This window comes from Neorhizobium sp. T6_25, from assembly GCF_002968555.1.
Classification (GTDB): Bacteria; Pseudomonadota; Alphaproteobacteria; order Rhizobiales; family Rhizobiaceae; genus Neorhizobium.
Window position 1 is genome coordinate 23,895 of record NZ_PVBL01000038.1, and the last position, 22,340, is coordinate 46,234.

The 22,340-nt window shown below is 62.3% G+C and carries 30 protein-coding genes; 15 read left to right on the forward strand and 15 right to left on the reverse strand.

Annotation, left to right across the window (positions count from 1 at the left end):
• The first annotated feature begins 45 nt into the window (after window positions 1–45).
• A complete protein-coding gene (locus C5L10_RS31135) occupies window positions 46–417 on the forward strand; it encodes a DUF4440 domain-containing protein (RefSeq protein ID WP_105432855.1) in 372 nt (123 codons plus the stop codon).
• On the opposite strand, the gene C5L10_RS35135 is transcribed toward C5L10_RS31135, so the two are convergent.
• Window positions 393–857, reverse strand: a complete 465-nt coding sequence (locus tag C5L10_RS35135; protein WP_172717277.1) for a hypothetical protein — start codon at window positions 855–857, stop codon at window positions 393–395. The genes C5L10_RS31135 and C5L10_RS35135 overlap by 25 nt on opposite strands.
• Between C5L10_RS35135 and C5L10_RS31145 the strand changes: the two genes are divergently transcribed.
• Window positions 849–1,691, forward strand: coding sequence for a metallophosphoesterase (locus C5L10_RS31145; protein ID WP_105432857.1), 843 nt, complete (start codon window positions 849–851; stop codon window positions 1,689–1,691). The genes C5L10_RS35135 and C5L10_RS31145 overlap by 9 nt on opposite strands.
• Here the strand turns inward: C5L10_RS31145 and C5L10_RS31150 are convergent.
• Window positions 1,688–2,392, reverse strand: coding sequence for a YafY family protein (locus C5L10_RS31150; RefSeq protein ID WP_105432858.1), 705 nt, complete (start codon window positions 2,390–2,392; stop codon window positions 1,688–1,690). The genes C5L10_RS31145 and C5L10_RS31150 overlap by 4 nt on opposite strands.
• Window positions 2,393–2,527: 135 nt before the next feature.
• Here C5L10_RS31150 and C5L10_RS31155 point away from each other — a divergent pair, with 135 nt between their 5' ends.
• From C5L10_RS31155 to C5L10_RS31165, 3 genes are all read left to right on the forward strand, one after another.
• Window positions 2,528–3,160 carry a LysE family translocator gene (locus C5L10_RS31155; protein WP_105432859.1) on the forward strand — a complete coding sequence of 211 codons (633 nt, stop codon included), beginning with the start codon at window positions 2,528–2,530 and terminating at the stop codon, window positions 3,158–3,160.
• 178 nt (window positions 3,161–3,338) lie between these two features.
• Window positions 3,339–3,779: a cytochrome c gene (locus tag C5L10_RS31160; protein ID WP_105432860.1), complete on the forward strand. Its 441-nt coding sequence runs from the start codon at window positions 3,339–3,341 to the stop codon at window positions 3,777–3,779.
• An 81-nt stretch (window positions 3,780–3,860) separates the two neighbouring features.
• Window positions 3,861–4,775: a cytochrome c gene (locus C5L10_RS31165; RefSeq protein ID WP_105432861.1), complete on the forward strand. Its 915-nt coding sequence runs from the start codon at window positions 3,861–3,863 to the stop codon at window positions 4,773–4,775.
• A gap of 91 nt (window positions 4,776–4,866) precedes the next feature.
• Here C5L10_RS31165 and C5L10_RS31170 read toward each other — a convergent pair whose 3' ends face one another.
• Both C5L10_RS31170 and pip read right to left on the reverse strand, forming a co-directional pair.
• Window positions 4,867–5,355, reverse strand: a complete 489-nt coding sequence (locus tag C5L10_RS31170; protein ID WP_371412010.1) for an N-acetyltransferase family protein — start codon at window positions 5,353–5,355, stop codon at window positions 4,867–4,869.
• Window positions 5,356–5,541: 186 nt separating this feature from the next.
• Window positions 5,542–6,504, reverse strand: a complete 963-nt coding sequence (gene pip, locus C5L10_RS31175; RefSeq protein ID WP_105432863.1) for a prolyl aminopeptidase — start codon at window positions 6,502–6,504, stop codon at window positions 5,542–5,544.
• Window positions 6,505–6,615: 111 nt separating this feature from the next.
• Between pip and C5L10_RS31180 the strand changes: the two genes are divergently transcribed.
• On the forward strand, window positions 6,616–6,882 hold the full coding sequence (locus tag C5L10_RS31180) for a type II toxin-antitoxin system ParD family antitoxin (protein ID WP_046669494.1): 267 nt from the start codon (window positions 6,616–6,618) through the stop codon (window positions 6,880–6,882).
• Window positions 6,883–6,885: 3 nt separating this feature from the next.
• On the forward strand, window positions 6,886–7,197 hold the full coding sequence (locus C5L10_RS31185) for a type II toxin-antitoxin system RelE/ParE family toxin (protein ID WP_105432864.1): 312 nt from the start codon (window positions 6,886–6,888) through the stop codon (window positions 7,195–7,197).
• A gap of 7 nt (window positions 7,198–7,204) precedes the next feature.
• Here the strand turns inward: C5L10_RS31185 and C5L10_RS31190 are convergent, their stop codons facing one another.
• Both C5L10_RS31190 and C5L10_RS31195 read right to left on the reverse strand, forming a co-directional pair.
• Complete coding sequence (locus C5L10_RS31190) at window positions 7,205–7,618, reverse strand: helix-turn-helix domain-containing protein (RefSeq protein ID WP_105432865.1); 414 nt, start codon at window positions 7,616–7,618, stop codon at window positions 7,205–7,207.
• A gap of 151 nt (window positions 7,619–7,769) precedes the next feature.
• Complete coding sequence (locus tag C5L10_RS31195; protein WP_105432866.1) at window positions 7,770–8,321, reverse strand: hypothetical protein; 552 nt, start codon at window positions 8,319–8,321, stop codon at window positions 7,770–7,772.
• A gap of 116 nt (window positions 8,322–8,437) precedes the next feature.
• Between C5L10_RS31195 and dmeR the strand changes: the two genes are divergently transcribed.
• Both dmeR and dmeF read left to right on the forward strand, forming a co-directional pair.
• Window positions 8,438–8,722: a Ni(II)/Co(II)-sensing transcriptional repressor DmeR gene (dmeR, locus tag C5L10_RS31200; protein WP_371412011.1), complete on the forward strand. Its 285-nt coding sequence runs from the start codon at window positions 8,438–8,440 to the stop codon at window positions 8,720–8,722.
• Window positions 8,723–8,742: 20 nt separating this feature from the next.
• Window positions 8,743–9,717 (forward strand): CDF family Co(II)/Ni(II) efflux transporter DmeF, encoded by a 975-nt coding sequence (gene dmeF, locus C5L10_RS31205; protein ID WP_105432867.1) that lies wholly within the window; start codon window positions 8,743–8,745, stop codon window positions 9,715–9,717.
• Window positions 9,718–9,726: 9 nt separating this feature from the next.
• On the opposite strand, the gene C5L10_RS31210 is transcribed toward dmeF, so the two are convergent.
• From C5L10_RS31210 to C5L10_RS31225, 4 genes are all read right to left on the reverse strand, one after another.
• Window positions 9,727–10,002 carry a hypothetical protein gene (locus tag C5L10_RS31210; protein WP_046669500.1) on the reverse strand — a complete coding sequence of 92 codons (276 nt, stop codon included), beginning with the start codon at window positions 10,000–10,002 and terminating at the stop codon, window positions 9,727–9,729.
• A gap of 296 nt (window positions 10,003–10,298) precedes the next feature.
• Window positions 10,299–10,814 (reverse strand): DUF1697 domain-containing protein, encoded by a 516-nt coding sequence (locus tag C5L10_RS31215; RefSeq protein WP_105432868.1) that lies wholly within the window; start codon window positions 10,812–10,814, stop codon window positions 10,299–10,301.
• Window positions 10,815–10,899: 85 nt separating this feature from the next.
• The gene (locus C5L10_RS31220; protein WP_105432877.1) at window positions 10,900–12,993 is read right to left on the reverse strand and encodes a S9 family peptidase; all 2,094 of its coding nucleotides are present in this window, start codon (window positions 12,991–12,993) and stop codon (window positions 10,900–10,902) included.
• Between the two features lie 219 nt (window positions 12,994–13,212).
• Window positions 13,213–13,458: a hypothetical protein gene (locus C5L10_RS31225; protein ID WP_105405116.1), complete on the reverse strand. Its 246-nt coding sequence runs from the start codon at window positions 13,456–13,458 to the stop codon at window positions 13,213–13,215.
• 116 nt (window positions 13,459–13,574) lie between these two features.
• Between C5L10_RS31225 and C5L10_RS31230 the strand changes: the two genes are divergently transcribed.
• Window positions 13,575–13,967, forward strand: a complete 393-nt coding sequence (locus tag C5L10_RS31230) for a DUF930 domain-containing protein (protein ID WP_046669504.1) — start codon at window positions 13,575–13,577, stop codon at window positions 13,965–13,967.
• 22 nt (window positions 13,968–13,989) lie between these two features.
• On the opposite strand, the gene C5L10_RS31235 is transcribed toward C5L10_RS31230, so the two are convergent.
• Both C5L10_RS31235 and C5L10_RS31240 read right to left on the reverse strand, forming a co-directional pair.
• The gene (locus tag C5L10_RS31235) at window positions 13,990–15,096 is read right to left on the reverse strand and encodes an AI-2E family transporter (protein ID WP_046631657.1); all 1,107 of its coding nucleotides are present in this window, start codon (window positions 15,094–15,096) and stop codon (window positions 13,990–13,992) included.
• Between the two features lie 142 nt (window positions 15,097–15,238).
• A complete protein-coding gene (locus C5L10_RS31240) occupies window positions 15,239–16,102 on the reverse strand; it encodes a VOC family protein (protein WP_105432869.1) in 864 nt (287 codons plus the stop codon).
• A gap of 199 nt (window positions 16,103–16,301) precedes the next feature.
• On the opposite strand from C5L10_RS31240, the gene C5L10_RS31245 reads away from it, so the two are divergent.
• The 3 genes from C5L10_RS31245 to C5L10_RS31255 all read left to right on the forward strand — a co-directional run bounded on the left by C5L10_RS31245 (window position 16,302) and on the right by C5L10_RS31255 (window position 18,214).
• Window positions 16,302–16,712, forward strand: coding sequence for a universal stress protein (locus tag C5L10_RS31245; protein WP_105432870.1), 411 nt, complete (start codon window positions 16,302–16,304; stop codon window positions 16,710–16,712).
• A 121-nt stretch (window positions 16,713–16,833) separates the two neighbouring features.
• Window positions 16,834–17,499 carry a hemolysin III family protein gene (locus C5L10_RS31250; protein ID WP_038584820.1) on the forward strand — a complete coding sequence of 222 codons (666 nt, stop codon included), beginning with the start codon at window positions 16,834–16,836 and terminating at the stop codon, window positions 17,497–17,499.
• Between the two features lie 211 nt (window positions 17,500–17,710).
• Window positions 17,711–18,214, forward strand: a complete 504-nt coding sequence (locus C5L10_RS31255) for a GNAT family N-acetyltransferase (protein ID WP_046669508.1) — start codon at window positions 17,711–17,713, stop codon at window positions 18,212–18,214.
• 31 nt (window positions 18,215–18,245) lie between these two features.
• On the opposite strand, the gene C5L10_RS31260 is transcribed toward C5L10_RS31255, so the two are convergent.
• Window positions 18,246–18,878: a LysE family translocator gene (locus C5L10_RS31260; RefSeq protein ID WP_105432871.1), complete on the reverse strand. Its 633-nt coding sequence runs from the start codon at window positions 18,876–18,878 to the stop codon at window positions 18,246–18,248.
• 177 nt (window positions 18,879–19,055) lie between these two features.
• Here C5L10_RS31260 and C5L10_RS31265 point away from each other — a divergent pair, with 177 nt between their 5' ends.
• Entirely contained in the window at window positions 19,056–19,958 is a 903-nt protein-coding gene (locus tag C5L10_RS31265; protein WP_105432872.1) for a DMT family transporter, read from the forward strand.
• Window positions 19,959–19,971: 13 nt separating this feature from the next.
• On the opposite strand, the gene C5L10_RS31270 is transcribed toward C5L10_RS31265, so the two are convergent.
• Complete coding sequence (locus C5L10_RS31270) at window positions 19,972–20,517, reverse strand: MarR family winged helix-turn-helix transcriptional regulator (RefSeq protein WP_105432873.1); 546 nt, start codon at window positions 20,515–20,517, stop codon at window positions 19,972–19,974.
• Window positions 20,518–20,609: 92 nt separating this feature from the next.
• Between C5L10_RS31270 and C5L10_RS31275 the strand changes: the two genes are divergently transcribed.
• A complete protein-coding gene (locus tag C5L10_RS31275) occupies window positions 20,610–21,572 on the forward strand; it encodes a DMT family transporter (RefSeq protein WP_105432874.1) in 963 nt (320 codons plus the stop codon).
• 40 nt (window positions 21,573–21,612) lie between these two features.
• On the opposite strand, the gene C5L10_RS31280 is transcribed toward C5L10_RS31275, so the two are convergent.
• Entirely contained in the window at window positions 21,613–22,179 is a 567-nt protein-coding gene (locus C5L10_RS31280) for a TetR/AcrR family transcriptional regulator (protein WP_105432875.1), read from the reverse strand.
• Window positions 22,180–22,340 lie beyond the last annotated feature (161 nt).

Here is a 22,340-nt window from a genome sequence, read left to right on the forward strand (position 1 = left end):
TTTTGAACCTCGTCATCGGCGCGAAAAACAGGAGGGAAGCAGGATATGGATGAGCATTCGATAGAGATGATCCTGGCGGAGCTCGCCGCCCGTGAGCCGATCTTCCATCGCCGCGAATTCGGCACCAGTCGCGAGGCTCTGGAAGCCATGACCGATGAAGCCTTCTGGGAAATCGGCGCCAGCGGCAAAGTCTACCGACGCGAATTCGTCATCGCCAACCTTCTCGAACGATACCGCGAGCCGGAGCCTCACGACTGGCCCTGCCGGGATTTCACCATCAACCGCCTCGCCGATGACCTCTACCATCTGTCCTATGTTCTGGAGGAGCCCGACCGCCTCAGCCGGCGCTCCACGTTCTGGAGGAGAACTGCGACCGGCTGGAAGATCGTCTTTCACCAGGGAACGGTGATCGCTTGAAGGATGGGTTTTCGGACGGCGGTGATGGTTGGTCTGCTTTCGCTTGGATTTTTCGATAGAAAGATCCAGAATGGGTTCTTGCGATAATTTTGGAGGCTGAATTGCAGGATGCCAGCTCGAAGAATGCTGAAGCAGGCCTTTCCAGCTTTGTTGATCATGCGGCGGCGGGCGAATCCGTAACAACGACCCGGCATGGAAAGGCGGCGGCTGTGATCGTCGAAGCCGCGGAGGTCGCCGGGAAAGCAAGGCCGGAGGATGGCTCCAGTCTCGTCCAGTATCTCCGGAATTTTCACCTTGATGCCGACATTGATGACGATGTCTTTACCAGAAATTCCGCCCCGAGCCGTGAGGCCGATCTTTAACGGGTTTCCTTCTTGATACGAACGCCGAGTCGTCACACGCCTGTCACAGCCACCGGCTAACTCCGCGAAATGCCCCACGAAAAACCTCTCCTCCGCTTCGGTGTGATCGCTGATCCGCAATATGCCGACCTGCCGCCATGGCTGGAGATGGACCGTTATTACGCCAACAGCCTCGACAAGCTGCGCCAGGCGATCGGCGTGCTGAACGGCGAGGATCTGTCCTTCGTGGTGACGCTCGGCGATCTCATCGACCGGGGCGGGGAGAGCTACGACCCGGTGCTTGCCGTCTATCAGGGCCTGCGCCACGAGAGTTTTCTGATGCCGGGTAACCACGATTTCTTCGTGGCGCCGGCGCAGCTCGGCGATGTCCACAAACGGCTCGGCATGCCGGCCGCCTGGCACGATTTTGCCCGCGGCGGTTTTCGCTTCGTGGTGATCGACGGCAACGAGATCAGCCTGTTTTCCACCCCGGAAGGCCATCCGCGCCACACGCTTGCGCAGCAGCGGCTGGAAACACTGCTGGCCGAAGGCGCGATCAACGCCAAGGAATGGAACGGCGGCATCGGCGACCAGCAGTTCGGCTGGCTGGAGGCGGTGCTGGAGCGGGCAAGCGCTGCGGACGAGAAGGTCGTGGTCATGGGCCATTATCCGCTTTACCCAGAAAACGAGCACAATCTCTGGGGTGCCGAGCGGCTGACCGATCTCTTCGCCCGCTCCGGCAATGTGATCGCCTATCTGAACGGCCACAACCACGTCGGCAATCTCGGCCGCGCCGGAAGCACGTGGTATGTCAACTTCAAGGGCATGGTCGATACGCAGACGGAAAACACCTTTGCAGTCGTCGAGATCTTCGCCGACCGCATCGAGATCATCGGCCATGGCCGCGAGGAAAGCCGAACGCTTCCGCTCTAACCTGCCGTCCCCGCAGCCGTCTTGTCCGTCCAGCCCTGAACCCACAGCGACCGCAGTTTTTCGCCTTCGCCGCGGAAGAAGCTGTCCGCCAGTTCGCAATGCTCCACCCGGTCGGCGCGGAAATTGCGGATTGCCTGCCTCAGTTCGCACCAGGCGACGATATTGGCCGTCTGCGAATAATAGATCAGCGCCACCGGCCGGATCGTCCGTTCCGTGGCGCGGGCATATTCGTCGCGGTAGTCGAGCGCCAGCTTCTGCTCGTCGCGGATCGCCCGGCGCACCATGGCAAGGTCGAGCGCGTCCGGTACCGGCGCGACCGAGCCCCAGGCATGCAACGCATTGGCGGAAAACGTGCCGGCCAGTGGGGCCGGCACCACGGCGGCGATCTTGCGGTTGACCTGCTTGGCCGCCTGCCGCAGCTCCGTGTCGCCGGTCCGTTCCAGCAGCGCGAGCGCCAGCACGATCGCTTCCGTCTCCTCGATCGACAGCATCAGCGGCGGCAGCGTGAAGCCGGGGCGCAGGATATAGCCGATGCCGCGCCCGCCTTCGATCGGCACCCGCATCGCCTGCAAGGCCGCGATATCCCGGTAGATGGAGCGCACGGTGACTTCCAGCTGCACGGCGATTTCCGCCGCCGTCACCGGCTTTTTCGCGAGCCGGAGGATCTGGATGATCTCGAACAGGCGCGAGGCCTTGCGCATGCCGGTTTTCCTTGTGGCGAGACGATCGCTACTGACAATACGCTGTCAGTTGGGCTGCCGTATAGGACCGCATATCCGGTTGAAAAACAAGGCTTCAGCATTCGAAGCCGACATTGCGAGGCTCAAGAAACTGACATGACCTACACCGAAAACCTCTGGCTCTTTTTCACCCTCCTGTTCGGCATAATCGTCGTGCCGGGCATGGACATGATCTTCGTGCTTGCCAATTCGCTGACCCGGGGCCGCACGGCCGGCCTTGCCGCCACCGCCGGCATCATCGCCGGCGGGCTGGTGCACTCGCTTTATGGCGCGGTCGGCGTCGGCCTGCTTGCAAGCCTGATGCCGGTGCTGTTCAAGCCGCTGCTGATTGCCGGCGCGCTCTACATGGCCTGGATCGGCGTCAGCCTGATCCGCAGTTCGATCACCGTTGATCATGTCGGTCCGGCGGACACGCGGTCGAACTGGGAAGCGTTCCGGCGCGGCGCGGTGACATGCCTCATCAATCCGAAAGCCTATCTGTTCATGCTCGCCGTCTACCCGCAGTTCCTGCGGCCGGATTTCGGGCCGCTCGCCCCGCAGGCGACAATCATGGCGGCGATGACGGCCGCGACCCAGTTCGCGATCTATGGCGGCCTCGCCGTCGCCGCCGGCCACGCGCGGCAATTCCTGGTCGGCAACGGCAGCGCGACGATCTGGGTCGGGCGGATCGCCGGCCTCCTGTTGCTTGCCGTTTCCATGCTGACGCTCTGGGAGGGGCTGACGGCCTGAAGGACGGCTTGAGCAGTCTCGGCGAGACATATCTCCGTCACATTCCGTGCCTGCCTGGCTATAGGCGGAACGCTCGCGGCCTCATGACAGAAAAGTTACTTTTTTCAAACCCATAAGCCGGCAATCATGAGGTCGCTAAAATGCGCCGGCATGACCGGCTCGATGAGGAGAGGAATGAATGAAGTTTAAATTGATTGCCGCCGCCGCGGCCGTACTCTGTCTTGGCTTTACGGCCGTGACCGCACAGGAAACGCCGATTGCCAAGCGCCAGGCTCTGATGAAGGGTATCGGCGGTGCAGCCGGCGCTCTGGGCGGGATCGCCAAGGGCGAAAAGCCGTATGACCAGGCTGCCGTGCGCACGGCGCTGACCACGATCAGCACCAATATCAAGGCCTTCCCGGATCAGTTCCCGGCAGGCTCCGAGACCGGCGACAAGACCAAGGCCGCACCGGCCATCTGGGAAAAGAACGCCGAATTCCGGGCGAACGCCCAGAAGCTCGGTTCCGACGCGGAGGCGCTTCTGGCTTCCATGCCGGCAGACCAGGCCGCCGTCGGCAAGGCCCTGCAGACGCTCGGCGGCAACTGCAATACCTGCCATCAGAACTTCCGCCTGAAGTGATCGCTGCCCTGTCTTAGCATCGGGACGGCCGCAGCCTTCTGCGGCCGTCCTAGTATGATCTCGTTACGCTGGAGGAAGGCGATGGCCTCGATATGGTCCAAAATCCTGGCGGCGGGCGTCGTGGTGGTCGCGGCGGGTGCTGCCACGGCCTGGGCGCTGACCAAGCCCGATCCCTATCCCGATGCCCATTGGGCAGGCCTTGGCGCGCCGGATCTTGCCAAGGGCGAGCAGCTCTTCTGGGCCGGCGGCTGTTCGAGCTGTCATGCCGCGACCGGCGCCGCCGACGATGCCCTGAAGGTTCTGTCCGGCGGCAGGGCGCTGCCGAGCCCGTTCGGGACATTCCATATTCCCAACATCTCGCCCGATCCGAACGCCGGCATCGGCAACTGGACCTTGGCGCAGTTCGGCAATGCCACGACCCGCGGGGTCGGCCCGGACGGCGAACACCTCTTTCCGTCCTTTCCCTACGGCTCCTATTCGAGGCTCTCGGCCAAGGATATCAACGATCTCTTCGGTTACCTGAAGACGCTGCCGGCGAGCACCAATGTCGCGCCGCCGCACGAGCTGCCGTTCCCCTTTAATATCCGGCTTGCGGTCGGCGGCTGGAAATTCCTCTATTTCAGCGACCAGCCGCGGGTTGAGCTCGCGTCCGCCGACGACAAGGTCAGGCGCGGCCAGTTCCTGGTCGAAGGGCCCGGCCATTGCGGCGAATGTCATACGCCGCGCGACGCGACGGGCGGTTTTCTCCCCGACCGCTGGCTTGCCGGCGGCCCGAACCCGGAAGGCAAGGGAACCATTCCCAACATCACGCCGGGCTCGAAGGATATCGGTTCCTGGAGCGAGAGCGACATCGCCGGTTATCTCGAAACCGGTTTCACCCCCGATTTCGACACCGCCGGCGGTTCCATGGTGGAAGTGCAGCAGAACCTCGCGCATCTGCCGAAAAGCGATCTTGAGGCGATCGCGGCCTATCTGAAGGCGGTGCCGGCGCGGTAGGAGGCACGTGAAGACGGAATCTTCCACGAGGCGGTCGACGATTATCTGAGAATCCTGGCCAAGGCCGCCGGATAAGCCTCGGCCGCAGATTTTACGCCAGCGCCTGCGTATAGCGCATGCCGGTGACCGGGCGCGGCTTGAAATCCATCTGTTCGTAGAAGCGGTGGGCGGCGAAATTGCCGGTGGCGGCGCTGACCGAAAGATAGCCGCAGCCGGCGCTCCTGGCGATCTCGCGGGCGCGCGATACCAGGTGCTGGCCGATGCCGTGGCCGCGATGGCCGTCGCGCACGAAGAGATGGTGCAGGTCCATGCCGCGGGTGCCTTCCTGCGCCCGGTAGACCGGTACGAGAATGGCGTAGCCGATCAGCTCCGAGCCGGTATCGGCGACAAGCGCGCTGATCCACGGCATCTCGCCGAACAGGTCGCGCTCGAGCTTTTCAGGGGTGATGCCGGCGGGATCGTTGTGATGCGCGGCAAGCAGCGCGATCATCTCGTTGAGTTCCGGCAGGTCGCGCGGCTTCGCATTCCGGATCGTCACGACCGACGGGCGGGGCAGGGTAATATCGGTATCTTCAGTCATTTCCGGCATCCTTTTTCGGTCTTCTCGCCGTCAGGTGCCGTTTGAAACAACAAAGCCGCCTGACGGCGGCTTGTTGACATGGTGATCTGTCGAGCCGCCCTTTAAAGGAAGGCCCAAAAATACGAGCAGGCGATGGTTGTGCGCGCGTTGATCATGGCGCTTAGATGCTCCCGATCTCAAATCTTGTCAAGCACCATCCGCGAAACGGTTGGCGGCCGCCATGATCGCCTCCGCCATGCCCCGGTCACTGGTCGAATGGCCGGCATTTTCGATCATCACCAGCTCGCTTCCCGGCCAGGCTTTCGCGAGGGCAAATGCCGTCGCCGGCGGCCCCTGCAGGTCGAACCGGCCTTGGATCAGCACGCCCGGTATCCCGGCAAGCCGGTAAGCCTCGCGCAACAGCTGGCCATCCTCCAGCCAGGCCCGGCTCTCGAAATAGTGGACGCAGAGCCGCGCCCGGGCGAGCACGAAAGCCGGATCCTGCCAGCGGGCCGGCAGCCCTGCCTGCGGTTCCGCGGAGATCGAGCCTGCCTCCCAAAAATGCCAGTCGAAAGCGGCCTTCTGGCGGACGGCGGGATCGATGTCGTTGAGCAGCGCGTGATAGGCAGAAACGGGATGGCGGTCGCGCAGGGGCTCCGGAATGGCTGCGATGAACTTTTCGAAGGCCTCCGGCAGGAAGATCGAAAGGCAGTTATAAAGCCAGTCGATCTCCGCCCAGCGTGTCGTGGTGACCCCGGCAAGGATGACCGCTCGGACCTGGCCGGGAAAGGCCTGCGCATAGGCAAGCGCCAGCGTAGCGCCCCAGGAGGAGCCGAATACCAGCCAGCGTTCCACGCCAAGTCGCTGCCGCAATGCCTCGATATCCCCGATCAGGTGCTGCGTCGTATTATCAGCAAGGCTGTTGCCGAAATCGCCCGCATTCGGTGTGCTTTTCCCGCAGCCACGCTGATCGAGCTGGATAATGCGCCACACCGCCGGATCGAAATGCCGCCTGGCGCTGTCCGACATGCCGGACCCAGGCCCGCCATGCAGCAGCAGCGCCGGTTTGCCGTGGGGGTTGCCGGAGAGGGCAAAGAAGATCCGGTTGCCGGCGGGCCTGTCGAGGAAGCCGGTCTGGTATGGGGCTAGGACGGGGAAGAGGGTGGTCATTCTTGTCATCCCATCATGGCAGGCCATCGTTAGGGTTTAGATTGCCCCAGCTCGCTACCATATAATGACAATAGATGTTACAATTCCGGGCGATCCGCAGAGGAAAACATCATGACGAGCATAGCACTGAATGACCACTACGAGCGCTTTATCAAGAAGCAGCTGGAGTCGGGACGTTATAACAACGCAAGCGAAGTGGTACGCGCCGGTCTGCGCATGCTCGAGGATTTTGAAGAGGCTCGAGATAAGTGGCTTCGCGACGAAATTCCCTCGCGGTTCGAGGAATTGCAGGCGGATGCTTCGAAAGGCGTGCCGCTCGATACTGCTTTCGCTCGGCTCGAAGCCAAGCATCATGCTCGCGTGGCGAAAGCCAAATAGGCGATGCCGCGCACAATCGTCATTCACGAAAAGGCTGAGGAAGAACTCGACGCGCTATATGACTACATCGCCGATCGGGCCGGTCCGCCCGTCGCCTGGAATTACGTTGTCGGCATCCGCAAATTCGTTGAAGACATGGCCGAATTTCCCGAGCGGGGGACTGTCCGCGAAGGGCCTGTTCTTGGGCTGCGGATCATCGGTTATCGTCGCAGCCTCAGCATCGCCTTCGTCGTTCAGGAGGAGCAGGTCGTGATTTTGGGCTTCTTCTACAACGGCCGCTTGGCAACCACCGAGATTCTCGAAGAACGCCTCTAATCTGCCCTCAATGTTCCCCCTCGCACAGCCCGTGATCCGACAGCGCCCGGATCACATAACAATCCTCGATCGAATGGCCGTCGCAATGGGAGATGATCCGTTCGAGTTCGTGTTCCAGCTTCTTCAGCTTTTCGATCTTTTCGCGAACGGCAACCAGATGATCGGCGGCGATCCTGTCGGCATTGATGCAAGGGAGGTCGGGGTGCTGGCTGAGCGCGATCAGTTCGCGGATCGCCGGGATATCGAGGCCGAGGTCGCGGGCGTGGCGGATGAAGGCGAGTCGCTCGAGATCGTGCCGCTCATAACGCCGCTGGTTGCCCTCCGAACGTTCGGCCGCTTCGATGAGACCCATCTGCTCGTAATAGCGGATGGTCGGCACCTTGACGCCGGTGCGTTTCGAAAGATCGCCGATCGACAGCATGGCTGAAAATTCCTCTTGAAGCTCTAGTCACTGGAGGAATTATCTAGTCAGTCACCGTTGCGAAGACAAGCGGGGGACATCGCACCGATCGCCCAACGTAAAACGGCTGCAGCCCTGACTGGCAAGGCCGCAGCCGCCGAGAGCGATAACCTTACAGGGAGAACAGCGGATCGTCCTTGGCGCCGTTCTGCAGCTGCTGTTTTTGCGCGTTGCCTTGTGCCAGTGCAGCCGGGTCGCCGCCCATGTCCATCGCCGCTTCCTGCTTCTGGCCGTTGACGCCCATGGCTTCGAGGATCGCCTTGCGGATATCCGCCTCGATCGCCTCGCGGTCTTCCGCCGACATGGTCTTGAGATCGTCTTCGGTGAGATCCTTGTCCTTGAGATACTGTTCGCGGATGCGCTCGGCGAAGGTCTTCTTGGCGAGATCCATGAACTCGTCCTCGTATTTCGTCGAGGGAGCCTCGCCGAGCCAGGTGTCGCCGGCGTCCTGATCGACCTCGACGCCCTGGCTTTCCATCGTCCAGAGGCTATCTGCCAGCTTTGCGCCGAACACCGTATCGCTGCCGGTTATGCCGCCCGAGACCGACTGCCGCGGCGCCGCGTAGTCGTTGGCGTTTCCCGAACCGTTCTTGTCGCCGCCGTTCTTGCCAAGGATACCGTAAAGAGATGCGTAATAAGGATTGGTACTTCCAATTGTCGTCATCGCGACTCTCCTCGTGTGAGACCACTAGCGGCTTAGGTCCCGAAACCTGCACGGAGCTTTCGGATTTTGACTTGTGTCGGCGGTGCATACGAATATAAGGTACCCCCCTATATTACATGGAGACGCTCGTGGCGCATACCATTCGGGAACAGGCAAAGCTTCTGGCGCGGGTGCGCCGGCTGAAGGGGCAGATGGAGGCGGTCGAGCGGGCGTTGGAAGCCGAGGCGCCCTGCGGCGAGGTGCTGCAATTGCTCGCCTCGATCCGTGGCGCGCTTTCCGGGCTCACCGGTGAGGTCATGGAGGATCATCTGCGCGAGCATGTCCTGCATGCCGATGACGAGAAACAGAGGGCGCAGGCGGTCGATGAACTCGCCGATGCGCTCCGCACCTATATCCGCTGATTGCGACGAAGGAGAAGACCATGCCCGATTCCATCGAGGAGCTGAAGCATGAGCACGTGTTTCTGGGCGCCGACCATGAGCGCAACGAGCGCAAGGTCTGGCTGGTGATCGCGCTGACGGCGACGATGATGGTGGCGGAAATCGTCGCGGGCTCGATCTTCGGCTCAATGGCGCTGACCGCCGACGGCTGGCACATGTCCACCCATGCCGGCGCCATGTTGATTGCGGCGCTCGCCTATCTCTATGCCCGCCGCCAGGCCCGCAATCCGCGCTACACGTTCGGCACCGGCAAGCTCGGCGATCTCGCCGGCTTCGCGAGCGCCATCGTGCTCGCCCTAATCGCGCTGCTGATCGCCTGGGAAAGTTTTATCCGCCTCGCCAATCCGGTGGCGATCGATTTCGACCAGGCGATCTTCGTCGCCGTGGCCGGGCTGGCGGTCAACCTGCTCAGCGCCTGGCTGCTGCGGGAGGATCACGGCCGGTCTCATCACGGCGGCCATGCCCATGACGGCGGTCATCATCATGGACACCACGGTCATCACGGCGCCCATGCGCACGGGGCTGCCAAGGACCACAATCTGCGCGCCGCTTATCTGCATGTCCTTGCCGACGCGCTGACCTCGGTTCTGGCGATCGTCGCGCTCATTCTCGGCCGGTCCTATGGCTGGGCGTGGCTCGATCCGGTCATGGGCGTGGTCGGCGGTCTGGTGATCGCGCGCTGGTCCTGGGGGCTGATCCGCGCGACCGCGACGGTGTTGCTGGACGCCCAACCGGATGACGCGGAGCTGGCCGGCAGGATCCGCCGGAGTGTCGAGACGGAGGAGGACAGGATTTCGGACCTGCATGTCTGGCAGGTTGGTCCGGGGCACCACGCGGCGATCGTCGCCCTGGTCACGCCAAAACCCCAGGCGCCGTCCTTCTACAAGGATAAACTCCGGGGCATTCGGGATCTGTCGCATGTCACGGTGGAAGTCACGCCGGCTGGAACGGCGTAGCGGGATGTCTTAGAATTCGGCGAATTCCTGATAGCGATCTTCGACCCAGTCCTGGGGCGCCGATCGGCCCTGCGTGTCGACGTTTGCGGAGCCCGCGTCGTCGATTTCCATGACCCAGAGCGCGTTGGCAAGCGAAGACGACAGCAGCGTGGCGCTTCCCGTCAAGGCATTTGGGGATCGCTGGAATGCCGCAGCTTCACGCTGAGGCGCTTCCTCGACTTTCCGGTCCATCTCTTGTGCCCGGTTGGGATAATAATAGCCGTTGAGGCCGCTATCGATCTTCATGGCGTGACGCCCGTGTTCAGAATGGTTAACAAATAGTTAACGCACGAAGCTTGCGCGAGGCTTGCGTCCGGGGTTGCCGATTGACGGCAGGGGCTTGACAAAAAAACGACAATGAACGGCTATTCGGCGCGTTCCGCATCCGTTCTAGTTGTTGATAAACCTGTCGGATATCGCCCTGCGGGTCCCTGCCGCTCAAGGTAAAGTCGCTCTGGCGGGCGAAGGCCGAGCCAAAGCCCGGGGGCCTAAAGGACGACGGCATGGCGGATGTTCGGAACGACGATGCACGCCCCGGCCGTTCAACCTTCCATGGCGCGGGCCATTTCGGCGAGCTTGCGAACCGTGTTGAGATTGCGCGACGTGCCCGGTTTCAGAGCCGGAAGCTTCAGCTTCGATTTGCCCGAGCCGACCGGATAGTGGACATAGATCTCGCGCCCGGCGACGACCGCCTCCTCGCCATCCGGCGCGACCATCTTGTCGAGCGCTTCGTTCGGGGCATTTTCGGGCAGGAAATGCACGAGCAGAAAGTTCGGTTTGGCATCGGGGAAGGGCGCATTTTCGGCAATCGTCTCCATCTCCCGCGTCGAGCGCACCATGACGCCCGGCTTTTTGCCGAACTTCCTGCCCAACGCGTCGTCAAGCTTCTCGGCGACCTCGGCCTCCGCCTCGTCGGACCGGAACAGCACATTGCCGCTCTGGATATAGGTCTTGACGTCGGTGAAGCCGAGGGTTTCGCAGATGGACTTCAGTTCCGTCATCTGGAGCGCCGTGCCCGCGACGTTCACCGCGCGAAGCAGGGCAATGTAGACGGTCATTCCTTACCTCCCAAACACCAGCCTGTCCCATGTTCCGGAGTTGCCGGCATGCTTTCAGGAACACGGCACGCCCTACTGCCAGCCCCTACACCTTCCCCGCCACCTTGATCGCAAACGCATATTCGAACGCGATCTCCTCCAGCCGCTGGAAGCGTCCCGATTTGCCGCCATGCCCAGCCGCCATGTTGGTCTTCAAGAGGATCGGTGCGGTGCCGGTCGAGAATTCGCGGACCTTTGCAACCCACTTGGTCGGTTCCCAGTAGGTGACGCGCGGGTCTGTCAGGCCGGAAATGGCAAGGATCGGCGGATAGGGTTTCGCCTCGACATTGTCGTAGGGCGAGTAGGCGGCGATCCACTGGTATTCTTCGAGGCTCTCGATCGGGTTGCCCCATTCCGGCCATTCTGGCGGGGTGAGCGGCAGCGTGTCGTCGAGCATGGTGTTGAGCACGTCGACGAAAGGCACGGCGGCGATGATGCCGGCGAATTTTTCCGGCGCCATGTTGGCGATGCCACCCATCAGCATGCCGCCCGCCGAGCCGCCCTCGGCGATGATGTTCTCGTAGGAGGTGAAGCCCTGGGCCACCAGATGGTCGGCGGCGGCGATGAAGTCCTTGAAGGTGTTTTCCTTGAATTCCATCTTGCCGTTTTCGTACCAGGCAAACCCCTTGTCCTTGCCGCCGCGGACATGGGCGATGGCATAAACGAAGCCGCGATCGGCGAGCGACAGGTTGTTGGTCGAAAACCCGGCCGGAATGGTGATTCCGTAGGCGCCGTAGCCATAGAGCAGGCAGGGCGCCGACCCATCGAGGGGCGTATCTTTCCGGTATAGCAGCGAGACCGGCACCAGTTCGCCGTCATGCGCCGGCGCCATCACCCGGCGGGTGACGTAGTCGTCGGGATTGTGGCCCGAGGGCACTTCCTGGGTCTTCAAAAGCACCCGCTCGCGGGTCCTCATGTCGTAGTCGTAGAGCTGGCTCGGCGTCGTCATTGACGAATAGGAAAAGCGGATCACGTCGCTGTCGTATTCGGCAGCCCCCTGCAGGCCCAGCGAATAGGCCTCTTCCGCAAAGGCGATCGCATGTTCCTCGCCGGTCGTCCGGTCGCGGATGATGATCTGCGGCAGCCCGTCCTTGCGCTGCAGCCACAGAAGATAACGGGCGAACGCCATGTGGCTGATGATCAGCCGGCCCGGCTCGTGCGGCACGACCTCGGTCCAGTTCTCCTTGCCCGGCGCGGTGACCGGGGTCTGCATGATCTTGAAGTCTTTTGCGTCGCCATCGTTAGTGAGGATGTAGAAGACGTCGCCGCCCTCGGTCATCGAATATTCGATGCCTTCTTCACGTGTCGCAACCAGCGCCGGCTCGGCGGTCAGGTCCTTGGTCGAGAGCAGCCGGTATTCCGACGTCTCGTGGTCGTGGATGTCGATATAGATGAAGTCGTCGAGCAGCGAGCCGCCGACGCCCATGAAGAAGCCCGGGTCCTCCTCCTCATAGACCAGGCGGTCTTCCGATTGCGGCTGGCCGACAATGTGGTGGAAGACTTTCGAGGGCCGGTGGTTCTCGTCCTGCAGCGTATAGAAGAAGCTCTTGCCGTCAGGCGCCCAGACCCCGCCGCCGCCGGTATTTTCGACCACGTCGGAAAGATCCTCTCCCGTGGCAAGATCGCGGATGCGCAGCGTGAAATATTCCGACCCCTTGTCGTCGTAACCCCAGATGCCGCGGGAATGGTCGCTCGTGTGGTCGATGCCGGAAAGCCGGAAGTAATCCTTGCCCACCGCTTCCTTGTCGCCGTCGAGCAGGAGGTGCTTTTCGCCGCCATCGCGCGGCGTGCGGAAATAATGCGGCTGCTCGCCGCCGGTGACATAAAGCGTACCGTAGGCGAACGGCCCGTCCTTCATCGGCACGGAGCTGTCGTCTTCCTTGATGCGGCCGCGCATTTCGGCGAACAGCTTTTTCTGCAGCTCGGCCGTGTCCCCCATGGCCGCTTCCATATAGGCGTTCTCGGCCTCCAGATGTTTGCGGATTTCCGTATCGAGGAGCGACGGATCCTTGAACATCGCCTGCCAGTTATCGGCCCGGAACCAGGCATAGTCGTCGGTGCGGGTAATGCCGTGGCGGGTATCGGAGACCGGCTTCTTGGGCGCAACGGGAGCGGCGGGAAGATTGGCGAAGGGCGATATGCGGGAGGTGGCCAAGGAAGCACTCCGGTTGTGAGGCAAGGAGTGCCAGAGATAGGGGGCGCTTAGGCGCTAGGCAAGCGGGGAGGCGAGGGCGAGCTTACTTCTTCTTCGGCTTCTGATTTGGAAGCACACCGTCAAGCCAGCTCTGCCAGAAGACGAAAGCAACGACGAACGCCAAAGCAATCGCCGGCATGAGAAGCAGGATTATTTGCTCACTTGTCATTTGCTGAGCCCTCTTAAGATCCAACTACCCGCAAAATGTAATGCTCCCCCGAATAAAAAGCAAACCGCCATGGTTCCGCCGATGGAGACCAGATCTCCCGACGCTGCGGAAGGCTCGTACATCGCCCGAACGATCGGCGTGAACACGCCGATCAGAATGGCACCGATCCCGATATTGTTCAGGAACGTCGCGCGCAATTTGATCTGTTCCTTCTTCGCATCAGAAAGCGCACTGTCCGTCATCCAGCCCCATTACCCCCACCCGATCACATCATCCTATTTCCCGTTCTGGTAGGTGGTCAATTGCGTAACCGTCTCATAGTTTCCGCCCGTCCGAGTCATATTGGATAGGAAATGACATGATAAAAACCTGGTCACTCGCCGCACTCGCCCTTCTTTCCGCCCTGCCGGCGCATGCGCTCGATGCCCGCATCGTCCGACAGCTCGATGCTCTCGCCCCGGACGAGCGGCGCGAACAGCGGTGCGATATCGAGGCGATGGATCGCATCAAGCAGGACAACAATGGCGAGTTCAAACCGGACAAGGTGATTGCCTACACGTTTGGAGATCCGATCGAGGCCGGCAACGCCATCCGCGCACCGGGCGCTGTTTTCCGCAGCGCTGGCGACTGGTACCGGCTCAAATACAAATGCGAGACCGGCGACGAAGGCCTGAAAGTGATGTCCTTCGACTACAAGATCGGCTCGAAGGTCCCGCGCGAGGAGTGGGAAAAGTATTACCTCTACGAGTAGAGCAATATCTCGACGAACGAGGTCATCCCGGCAGGTGCGGCACGGTCTTCCGGTCGGGGAAAAGTTCGTTCAGCACCGTCATCATGATCAGGGAAAGCGGCAGGGCGAGCATCGCCCCGACCGCGCCCCACATCCAGGTCCAGAACAGGATGGCGATGAAGACGATGAAGGGATTGATCTCCCATTGCCGGCCCATGATCGCCGGGAAGAGCAAGTTCTCCATTGCAAGGTGGACGGTGAAGAAGATGATTGCCGGGACCAGGCCGAGGAACAGAGCGTCGTGGGTGAGAATGCCGGCGATCGCCACCGAAACGGTCATCAGCGTGATGCCGAGGAACGGGATGAAGCTCGAGACGAAGGCGAACAGGCCCCACAGGATCGGCATAGAAAGCCCGCCGAAATAGGCGATCAGCGCCATCACCACCCCGAGCCCCAGATAGAGGAGGCTGGCGGTTGCGAAATAATAACCGAGCACCTCGTCGATCGAGTTGAGCACCCGGATCGCCATCAGCCGCTGGCGGCGTGTCGGAAAGGCGAGGATGATGGTGCGCCGCAGCCGCACCCGGCCGTAGAGGAAGAGCAGCAGGGCCGCGAAGAAGATCATCCCCTGGATGATCGCCGGGGTCAGGTTGGCGGTGACGATGCCGAGGATGTTTCCGGAATTCTCGATCAGCGACTGCATCGACATCGGTCCGGTCTCGAAAGTCGCGGGCGATACGTTCAGCCAATGCTGGCTTTCGAGGAACGGCTTGATGCGGTTGATGGTCCGCTCGATGAAGCTCGGACCTTCCTGGATCAGCGTCGCGACCGGTTCGGCGAGCGAATTGATGATCAGGAACAGGGCCGCGAAGACGAGTGTCGAAAGGATGAAGGCAATGCCGAAACGGGGCACGCCCGCCTTGCCGAGGCGATCTGCGACCAGCCCGAGGATCAGGCCGACGACGATGGCGAGCGTGACGGGGATCAGGATCAGCGACATGTAATGGACGAGCGAGAAGAACACGATCGCGAAAATGCCGATCACTGCCCAGGCCATAGCCACGTCGAGCGCCTCGCGCCCAAGCGGCAGGTTCTCGGCGGCCTCGATATCTTCCGGACGTAGGACCGCCTCCTTGCGTTGCGCCGACATGTCCGTCAGGTGTTTTTTCAGCTTGCCATTGCCGCGCGCACTCATGATTGTCATGTCCAGAGGTCCCCGTGATCGCTCACAACGCGAAAGCGGCGCTCCGGTTCCGGAGCACCGCTTGTCCGCAAAACGGGGGTGGCTGCGCTCAGGCGGCGAGCGTCAGGCCGATGCCCCAGGGGTCCTTCAGCGACCAGCCTTCGGCAGTTTTGGTCGCGGCGATCTCCTGGGCGTCGAGCGCCGTCAGCGCCCTGTCGAGCGCCGCCTTGTCGTTGAACCGGACGGTGTAGTCCGACAGCCCGGTCATATTGCCTTCGCGGGCCTGCGCGCCACGGCTGTTCCAGATATTGGCGGCGATATGGTGGTGGTAGTCGCCGGTCGCAAAGAAGCTTGCGCCCGGATACCGCGCCATCACCTTCAGGCCCAGCACGTCGCGGTAGAAGGCATCTGCCTGCGGGATATCGCCGACCTGCAGATGGATGTGGCCGACGGCGGTGCCATCCGCCATGCCGTCAAACGCCTGCTTCGGAGCGCTGTTGTAGAGTTCCTGGAGGTTCAGGCGTTCGGTCGCCATGGCGATCGTGCCGTCCGGCTGAAAGGCCCATTCCTGCGGGGTACGGTCGCGGTAGATCTCGATACCGTTGCCCTCGGGGTCGGACAGATAGATCGCTTCGCTGACGAGGTGGTCGGAAGCGCCCTCCAGCCGGATATTGTTATGGGCGGAATGTGCCAGCCAGTGGGCAAGCTCCTGCCGGTTCGGCACCAGGAAGGCGGTGTGGAACAGGCCGGCCGCATTGCGTGGCGCACGGGCGACGTTTTTGCCGGTCGAAAGCGTCAGGAGCGGTTGGCCGCCGACGCCCAGAACCTCGCCGCTCGGGCTCTTCTCTATGACCTTAAGGCCGATGATGTTCTGGTAGAAACCGGAAACCGGGGCCAGGTCGCTGACGACCAGATGCGCGCCGCGGACATGGGCGGGACGGGTCAGGGCAAAGGGCTGCGTGACATCGGACATATCGAAATCCTCATCTGACATCGGGCGGGGTGAACGCCCTGTTGCAACCTATATGGCCCATGCCCATCGTTCACGAAAGAGCGCAAACCGGCGATTGATCGTTTCCAAATTGTAGACGATCAACGGGCGTTTGACCCTGATCAAGGCGGCTTTAGGCAGGCGACGCTACGATCGGCCGAAAAGACGTGAAGGAGATCGAATGTACAAGAAGATCATCGTCGCAGTGGATGTCTCCGCACTGGAAAAGGGCGAGCGCATCCTGCTCACCGCGTCGAACCTGCTCGACAAGGACGGCAGCATCCTGATCGTCAACGTGGTCGAGGACATGCCCGCTTATCTCGTCTCCGAGCTGACCGTCGATCTGACCGTCGCAGCCCGTCAGGATGCCGAACGGCAACTCGTCGAGCTTCGTCGGAAAGCCGGCATCGAAGCCGATATCGAGATCCGCCAGGGCTCGCCGGCGCGCGAAATCCTCGCCGCTTCCGTGGATGAGGGCGCCGACCTGATCATCGTCGCCTCGCATATCCCGGACCTCTCGAACTATCTGATCGGCGCCACCGCCGACCGCGTCGTGCGCCACGCCACGTGCTCGGTCCTCGTCGACCGCTGAGGCCGGATCCGGGCACGTATTCAAGCGAAGTTTAAAAGCGGGAAACGGAATGTGAATCGCCGCCATCTTGCCTTCCTCCCTTGTCATGCTCATTCTTAGACCCATGCAGGCGGAAGGTCGGATGAACGAGTTTTTCAATTTCGGACGGAAATACGATTTTCACGAGATCGTCGCGGATGGCATCATCCACGGCGTCGGCATCGTGTTTGCGCTTGTCGGTGCCACCGCGCTGATCTTCTATGCGACCGTGTGGTCGAGCCACGGCGAAATCGCCGCCGCCTGGATCTACGGGCTCGGCCTGATCATTTGCCTGTCGATCTCGTTCACCTACAATATCTGGCCTCACTCGCGCACCAAATGGGTGCTGCGGCGGCTCGACCATTCGGCGATCTTCATCCTGATTGCCGCGACCTATACGCCGTTCCTGCAGCGCGGCGCGCATGACCCGTGGATCTTCGCCATGCTTCTGGCGATCTGGGCGACCGCCATTTTCGGCATCACGCTGAAATGCCTGTTTCCCGGCCGTTTCGACAAGCTGACGATCCTTCTCTATCTCGCCATGGGCTGGAGCGGCGTGATGGTCGCCGGCCCGATCTCGCAATATCTCCCGGCCGTCACCGTCTGGCTGATCGTCATCGGCGGCTTCATCTATTCGCTCGGCGTGATCTTCCACGTCTGGGAACGGCTGCGGTTCCAGAACGCCATCTGGCACGGGTTCGTCGTCGCCGCCGCCGCCGTCCACTACGGCGCGGTGATGACCTGCTTCAGCCTCTCCGGCGGCTTTTGACCCGAGGTACGGTTTGTTGTGGAAGCCGACCGGCTTCAGGCCCGTGATCCCGGCATTTCGTCGCCCAAGCCAAGGCCACCAGCAGGTACCGCGCTTTCCCCTCCCGTATCGATTCCAATGAAGTTATCCAAAGAGCAGACCAGCAAATCTGGACTCGCTATTCCATCGTCTGATATAATGGACGCATGAGTATCATGATGGACGAAAACTGATGACCGAACCCCTTGTCCGCGACGCCACGGAAGCCGATCTCCCGACCGTCATGCAGATCTACAACGACGCCGTCGCCAACACGACGGCGATCTGGAACGAGGTCCTCGTCGATCTCCAGAACCGCAAGGAATGGTTCTCCGCCCGCAAGGCGCGGGGCTTTCCAGTCCTAGTGGCGGACGTGAACGGCAAGGTCGCCGGTTACGCTTCCTACGGCGACTGGCGCGCCTTCGACGGCTTCCGCCACACGGTCGAGCATTCCGTCTACGTCCACCGCGATTTCCGCGGCGCCGGCATCGGCCGGCTGCTGATGCGGGACCTGATCGCCCGCGCCTCCGAGAACGGCATCCACGTCATGGTCGCCTGCATCGAGGCCGGAAACACCGCCTCGATCGGCCTTCACGAAAAACTCGGCTTCCGCACCGCCGGCACGTTTTCCGAAGTGGGAACCAAATTCGGCCGCTGGCTGGATCTGACCTGCATGGAGCTGAAGGTCACGGGGTGAGATGGCGCAGGGCTGTTTTTTTATGAGCTGACTAACTCCGCTGCAGCGCCAGATGCGCCCCCAGCCCCACCAGCAGCGCCCCGCCGGCCCTCTGCATCAGCCGCTGCGCTCCGCTCGAGCGTTTCAGCCGGGTGATGACAGCGCCGGCGAGGAAGACGCAGACGATATCGGCGGACGAGAACATCAGGTTGACGATCGTGCCGAGGATCACGAACTGCAGCCAGATGGGGAAGGCGGCCGAGGCGTCGATAAACTGCGGCAGGAAGGCGAGGAAGAAGATCGCCGTCTTCGGGTTCAGCACTTCCACCGTGATGCTTTCGAAAAACGCCCGCCGGCCCGATTTCTGGGCAATCTCCGGAAGTTCGAGATCGCCGGCCGCCTTGGCGCGGAACAGCGAGATTCCGAGCCAGACGAGATAAGCGGCCCCAGCCAGCTTCACCGCCAGGTAGAGCATAGGCACCGCGTGGAACAGCACCGAAAGCCCCGCGGCTGCGGCGAACACATGCGCGTAACCGCCGATATGGATGCCGAGCGAGGCCATCAGGCCCGACCACCGCCCGCGCGCCAGCGTCTGGGCAGCGGCATAAAGCATGGCCGGTCCGGGTATGTAGGCGAACACTATCGTGGTGGCGAGGAAGGCGAGAAACAGCTCGGTCGAGGGCATATCGTGTTCCTTGAGTGAGCCCGCATCATTGCAACAGGCGGTGCCCGCCCGCAAGTGCGCTCAGCCGCTGCCGTTCGAGCGGCGACGTATCGGAACACTTCGATCCGCACCGAAGCATCCGCCCTCCTTCCTGACCTAGAACACCCGCATCGAAATGCGAACAAGCCGGGCGAGATCATGCCGAACACACCGAATATGACCAGGGAACTGGCGCTGCTTCTGGCGCTCTCCACGCTCTGGGGCGCTTCCTACACGTTCATCAAGATCGGCGTCGGGACAATCCCTCCGGTCACGCTGATCGCGCTGCGGACCCTGATCGCCGGGGCGGTGCTGCTCGCCGTGATCCGCTGGCGGGGCCTGAAGCTGCCGCGCGACGGGCCCACTTGGGCGCGCTTCCTGTTCCAGGCCTGCCTCAACAGCGCCATTCCCTTCACGCTGATCGCCTGGGCGGAACAATCGACCGATGCCGGGCTAGCGGCGATCCTCAACTCCACCACGCCGATCTTCGCCTTCCTGATCACGGCATTGATTACCCGCCACGAGCCGGTGACGGTGCGAAAACTGTTCGGCGTTGGCGCGGGGCTGGTCGGCATCTGCATGGTGATCGGCGTCGAAGCGCTGTCGGGCCTCGGGGAGAGGCTGGTGCCGCAGTTGGCGATCGTGCTGGCGACGGTGTGTTATGCCGGTGCGGCGATCTTCGGCAAGAACTTCAAGGGTCTCGACCCGATCATGCCGGCGGCGGGCTCGCTCGTCTGCGGCGCCGCGCTGCTGGTCCCGGCAAGCCTGATCGTCGACAAGCCGTGGATGCTTGAGCCTTCTCTGGAATCGATCCTCGCGCTGGTGGCGCTCGCGGTGTTTTCGACGGCGCTCGCCTTCGTCATCTATTTCAGGCTGATGCAGACGCTCGGCTCGGTCGGCGCGACGTCGCAGGCCTATCTGCGGGTGCCCGTCGGGGTGGCGATCGGCGTCGTTTTCCTCGGCGAAAGCCTGCATCCGGGCGCATGGGCCGGCCTCGTCTGCGTCGTCGCAGGCGTTGCCGCCATGACCCTGCCGGGACGTCGAAAGCTCGTTTCCGCGTAATCCGGCCTTTCCGTCAATCCTCCGTCGGCTCCGGCGGTCCCCGTCGTGAAAGATGAGCCTCGACGGCGAGGTTCAGTTCCCGAAGCAGGTCCGCAAGCTGCGCCTTCTTTTCCGGATCGAAGCCCGCGATCGCCGCCGCCTCGCTTGCCATGTCCTGCCGGAACGCGGCCTCCGCTCGGCCGATGCCCTCGTCGGTCAATTGCACGGAAAGGCTTCGGCCGTCGCTGTCGGACGGGACGCGCTTGATCAGCCCGGCCTTTTCCAGCCGGCCCAGACGGTGGGTGAGGCTGCCGGAGGCGATCATCAGCGACCGGTAGAGCTCCGTCGGCGTCAGCCGGTGGGGCGGCCCGGAGCGCAGAAGCGTCCCGATCACGTCGAATTCCCCGCGATCCAGTTTGAACGATGCGAATGTCGCCTCGATCGACGGCGTGACCAGCCGCGACAGGCGGTAGATGCGGCCGAGAATCTCCATCGGACCCGTGTCGAGATCCGGCAATTGTTTGGCCCACTGGGCCCGCGCCCGGTCGATGTGATCCTGCGTTTTTTGCGTCTGCGCCATTCCGATTCTCCGTCTCGATAAAACTATCTTGACATGAAGATAAATTGAGAGCAAATATCTTCACATGAAGATAAATAGGTGAGGAACCGACCATGCCTTCGATCGCCGCCAGAAAGTCCTTTGAAATTCCGCTGATCGTGCAGATGCTTGCCTGTTCCTTCCTGTGGGGAGGCGCTTTCATTCTCCTGAAGCTGGCCGGCACCGCGCTCTCTCCGCTCGCCCTGACGGCGGTGAGGGGGCTGATGGGCGGCAGCCTGATTGCCGTCTGGATGATCGTCTCCGGCCACAACATTCTCCCGCGCGGACGGGAGATGCGCGACTGGGTCGTCCTCGGTTTCCTGCAGGGCGTCGTGCCGAACAGCCTGACTGCCTATGCGCTGACGGAAATTTCGGCGGGCCTGACATCGATGATCCAAGCCTCCACGCCGCTCGTCGTCGCGGTTCTGGCGCAGGCGCTGTTTGCGAGCGAGCGGCTGACGCCGAAAGTGGCGCTCGGGCTTGCGACCGGCTTCGGCGGCATGGTCCTGCTGATCGGCCCGGCAGCGCTCGGTGCCGACAACGTCAGCCTTCGCGGCGTCGGCGCGGTCGCCATCGTCGCGGTCAGCTATGCGCTCGGCAACCTTTATGTGCGCGGTATTCCAGGCGCTCAGCCGGTCCGACTGGCCCTGGGACAGCAGCTGTTTTCCGGCCTGCCGACCTTCGCGGTGATGATCTATCTCGGCGGTCTTTCGGCCTTCTCTCCGGCACTCGACAACCTGCCGCTGCTTCTCGTTCTCGGCGTGTTCGGAACGGCCCTGCCGATCGTTCTCTACATGAACATCCTCAAGAAGGCGGGTCCGACCATCGGTTCGATGAACGGTTATTTCCTGCCGCCCTGGACGATTATCCTCGGTTTTGTCCTGCTGGGCGAACCCGTCAGCCTGAGAGAGATCATCGCCACCGCGATCGTGCTTGCCGGTGTCGCGATCGTGTCGCTGAACACGGAAATGCTATTGATCGCCTGCCGCAGGCTGGCTGCCATTCTTCGCCCGCGGCGCAGCGGCAGGATCGCCTGAGCCAGAAGGTTGACGAAAGGCCCGGTAGTCCGGGCCTTTCCTATTGTCCGCGCAGCACCGCCGCCACGAACGCTTCCAGGCTCCTGCGCACATGCGCGTCGATCGGCCCCGCGGGATTGAACCCCCACCAGAGCAGACAGCCCTGCCACTGCGAGGCCATCAGCGTGCCGATATTGTCCGGCGCGCCCGGCGTTGCCGCAAAACAGGCGGTGATCGCGGTGGACAGAACCTCGCCCCAGGCAAAGCCCCGGGCGCGCAGGCGAGAATCGCGAAAATCCTCACGCAGCATCAGCAGACCCTCGGCGTAAGCCTCGATGCCGCCATAGTCTCCGGAAAGCGCGACGAGAATGTCCACGGCACCTTGAGGCGTCTTCGGCGCGGCGGCGATCGCCGCTTCCGTCTTGGCGTCCAGATCGTCCCAGGCAAACAGCAGCGCGGCGCGGGCAAGCTCTTCCTTGTTCCTGAAGCGCTGCACCAACGTCGAGCCGGAAAGGCCGCAGGCGGTGGCGAGCGAGGCGAAGGTCAGTGCCTCCGGGCCTTTTTCGTGCATCACCTTCAGCGCCGCCGTCAGCACCTCGCTGTCCGGCATGGTTTTTGGTCGCGCCATCTTGCCTCTCGAATTATAAACGAATAAACGTTTATATATTGTCTCAATTTGGAAAGCCAGTTCTAACCATACGGAACCGGAAGGGAAGGAGCCGTCATGTCGCACGTGTACAAAAAGCCGCTGGAGGGAAAAATCGCGCTGGTGGCGGGGGCCACGCGGGG

What these genes read in the sequence shown, in the direction of transcription:
- C5L10_RS31135 (WP_105432855.1), top strand. Translation starts at nt 46, where the DNA reads ATGGATGAGCATTCGATAGAGATGATCCTGGCGGAGCTCGCCGCCCGT.
- C5L10_RS31145 (WP_105432857.1), top strand. Translation starts at nt 849, where the DNA reads ATGCCCCACGAAAAACCTCTCCTCCGCTTCGGTGTGATCGCTGATCCG.
- C5L10_RS31150 (WP_105432858.1), bottom strand. Translation starts at nt 2,392, where the DNA reads ATGCGCAAGGCCTCGCGCCTGTTCGAGATCATCCAGATCCTCCGGCTC.
- C5L10_RS31155 (WP_105432859.1), top strand. Translation starts at nt 2,528, where the DNA reads ATGACCTACACCGAAAACCTCTGGCTCTTTTTCACCCTCCTGTTCGGC.
- C5L10_RS31160 (WP_105432860.1), top strand. Translation starts at nt 3,339, where the DNA reads ATGAAGTTTAAATTGATTGCCGCCGCCGCGGCCGTACTCTGTCTTGGC.
- C5L10_RS31165 (WP_105432861.1), top strand. Translation starts at nt 3,861, where the DNA reads ATGGCCTCGATATGGTCCAAAATCCTGGCGGCGGGCGTCGTGGTGGTC.
- C5L10_RS31170 (WP_371412010.1), bottom strand. Translation starts at nt 5,355, where the DNA reads ATGACTGAAGATACCGATATTACCCTGCCCCGCCCGTCGGTCGTGACG.
- pip (WP_105432863.1), bottom strand. Translation starts at nt 6,504, where the DNA reads ATGACCACCCTCTTCCCCGTCCTAGCCCCATACCAGACCGGCTTCCTC.
- C5L10_RS31180 (WP_046669494.1), top strand. Translation starts at nt 6,616, where the DNA reads ATGACGAGCATAGCACTGAATGACCACTACGAGCGCTTTATCAAGAAG.
- C5L10_RS31185 (WP_105432864.1), top strand. Translation starts at nt 6,886, where the DNA reads ATGCCGCGCACAATCGTCATTCACGAAAAGGCTGAGGAAGAACTCGAC.
- C5L10_RS31190 (WP_105432865.1), bottom strand. Translation starts at nt 7,618, where the DNA reads ATGCTGTCGATCGGCGATCTTTCGAAACGCACCGGCGTCAAGGTGCCG.
- C5L10_RS31195 (WP_105432866.1), bottom strand. Translation starts at nt 8,321, where the DNA reads ATGACGACAATTGGAAGTACCAATCCTTATTACGCATCTCTTTACGGT.
- dmeR (WP_371412011.1), top strand. Translation starts at nt 8,438, where the DNA reads ATGGAGACGCTCGTGGCGCATACCATTCGGGAACAGGCAAAGCTTCTG.
- dmeF (WP_105432867.1), top strand. Translation starts at nt 8,743, where the DNA reads ATGCCCGATTCCATCGAGGAGCTGAAGCATGAGCACGTGTTTCTGGGC.
- C5L10_RS31210 (WP_046669500.1), bottom strand. Translation starts at nt 10,002, where the DNA reads ATGAAGATCGATAGCGGCCTCAACGGCTATTATTATCCCAACCGGGCA.
- C5L10_RS31215 (WP_105432868.1), bottom strand. Translation starts at nt 10,814, where the DNA reads ATGACCGTCTACATTGCCCTGCTTCGCGCGGTGAACGTCGCGGGCACG.
- C5L10_RS31225 (WP_105405116.1), bottom strand. Translation starts at nt 13,458, where the DNA reads ATGACGGACAGTGCGCTTTCTGATGCGAAGAAGGAACAGATCAAATTG.
- C5L10_RS31230 (WP_046669504.1), top strand. Translation starts at nt 13,575, where the DNA reads ATGATAAAAACCTGGTCACTCGCCGCACTCGCCCTTCTTTCCGCCCTG.
- C5L10_RS31235 (WP_046631657.1), bottom strand. Translation starts at nt 15,096, where the DNA reads ATGTCGGCGCAACGCAAGGAGGCGGTCCTACGTCCGGAAGATATCGAG.
- C5L10_RS31240 (WP_105432869.1), bottom strand. Translation starts at nt 16,102, where the DNA reads ATGTCCGATGTCACGCAGCCCTTTGCCCTGACCCGTCCCGCCCATGTC.
- C5L10_RS31245 (WP_105432870.1), top strand. Translation starts at nt 16,302, where the DNA reads ATGTACAAGAAGATCATCGTCGCAGTGGATGTCTCCGCACTGGAAAAG.
- C5L10_RS31250 (WP_038584820.1), top strand. Translation starts at nt 16,834, where the DNA reads ATGAACGAGTTTTTCAATTTCGGACGGAAATACGATTTTCACGAGATC.
- C5L10_RS31255 (WP_046669508.1), top strand. Translation starts at nt 17,711, where the DNA reads ATGACCGAACCCCTTGTCCGCGACGCCACGGAAGCCGATCTCCCGACC.
- C5L10_RS31260 (WP_105432871.1), bottom strand. Translation starts at nt 18,878, where the DNA reads ATGCCCTCGACCGAGCTGTTTCTCGCCTTCCTCGCCACCACGATAGTG.
- C5L10_RS31265 (WP_105432872.1), top strand. Translation starts at nt 19,056, where the DNA reads ATGCCGAACACACCGAATATGACCAGGGAACTGGCGCTGCTTCTGGCG.
- C5L10_RS31270 (WP_105432873.1), bottom strand. Translation starts at nt 20,517, where the DNA reads ATGGCGCAGACGCAAAAAACGCAGGATCACATCGACCGGGCGCGGGCC.
- C5L10_RS31275 (WP_105432874.1), top strand. Translation starts at nt 20,610, where the DNA reads ATGCCTTCGATCGCCGCCAGAAAGTCCTTTGAAATTCCGCTGATCGTG.
- C5L10_RS31280 (WP_105432875.1), bottom strand. Translation starts at nt 22,179, where the DNA reads ATGGCGCGACCAAAAACCATGCCGGACAGCGAGGTGCTGACGGCGGCG.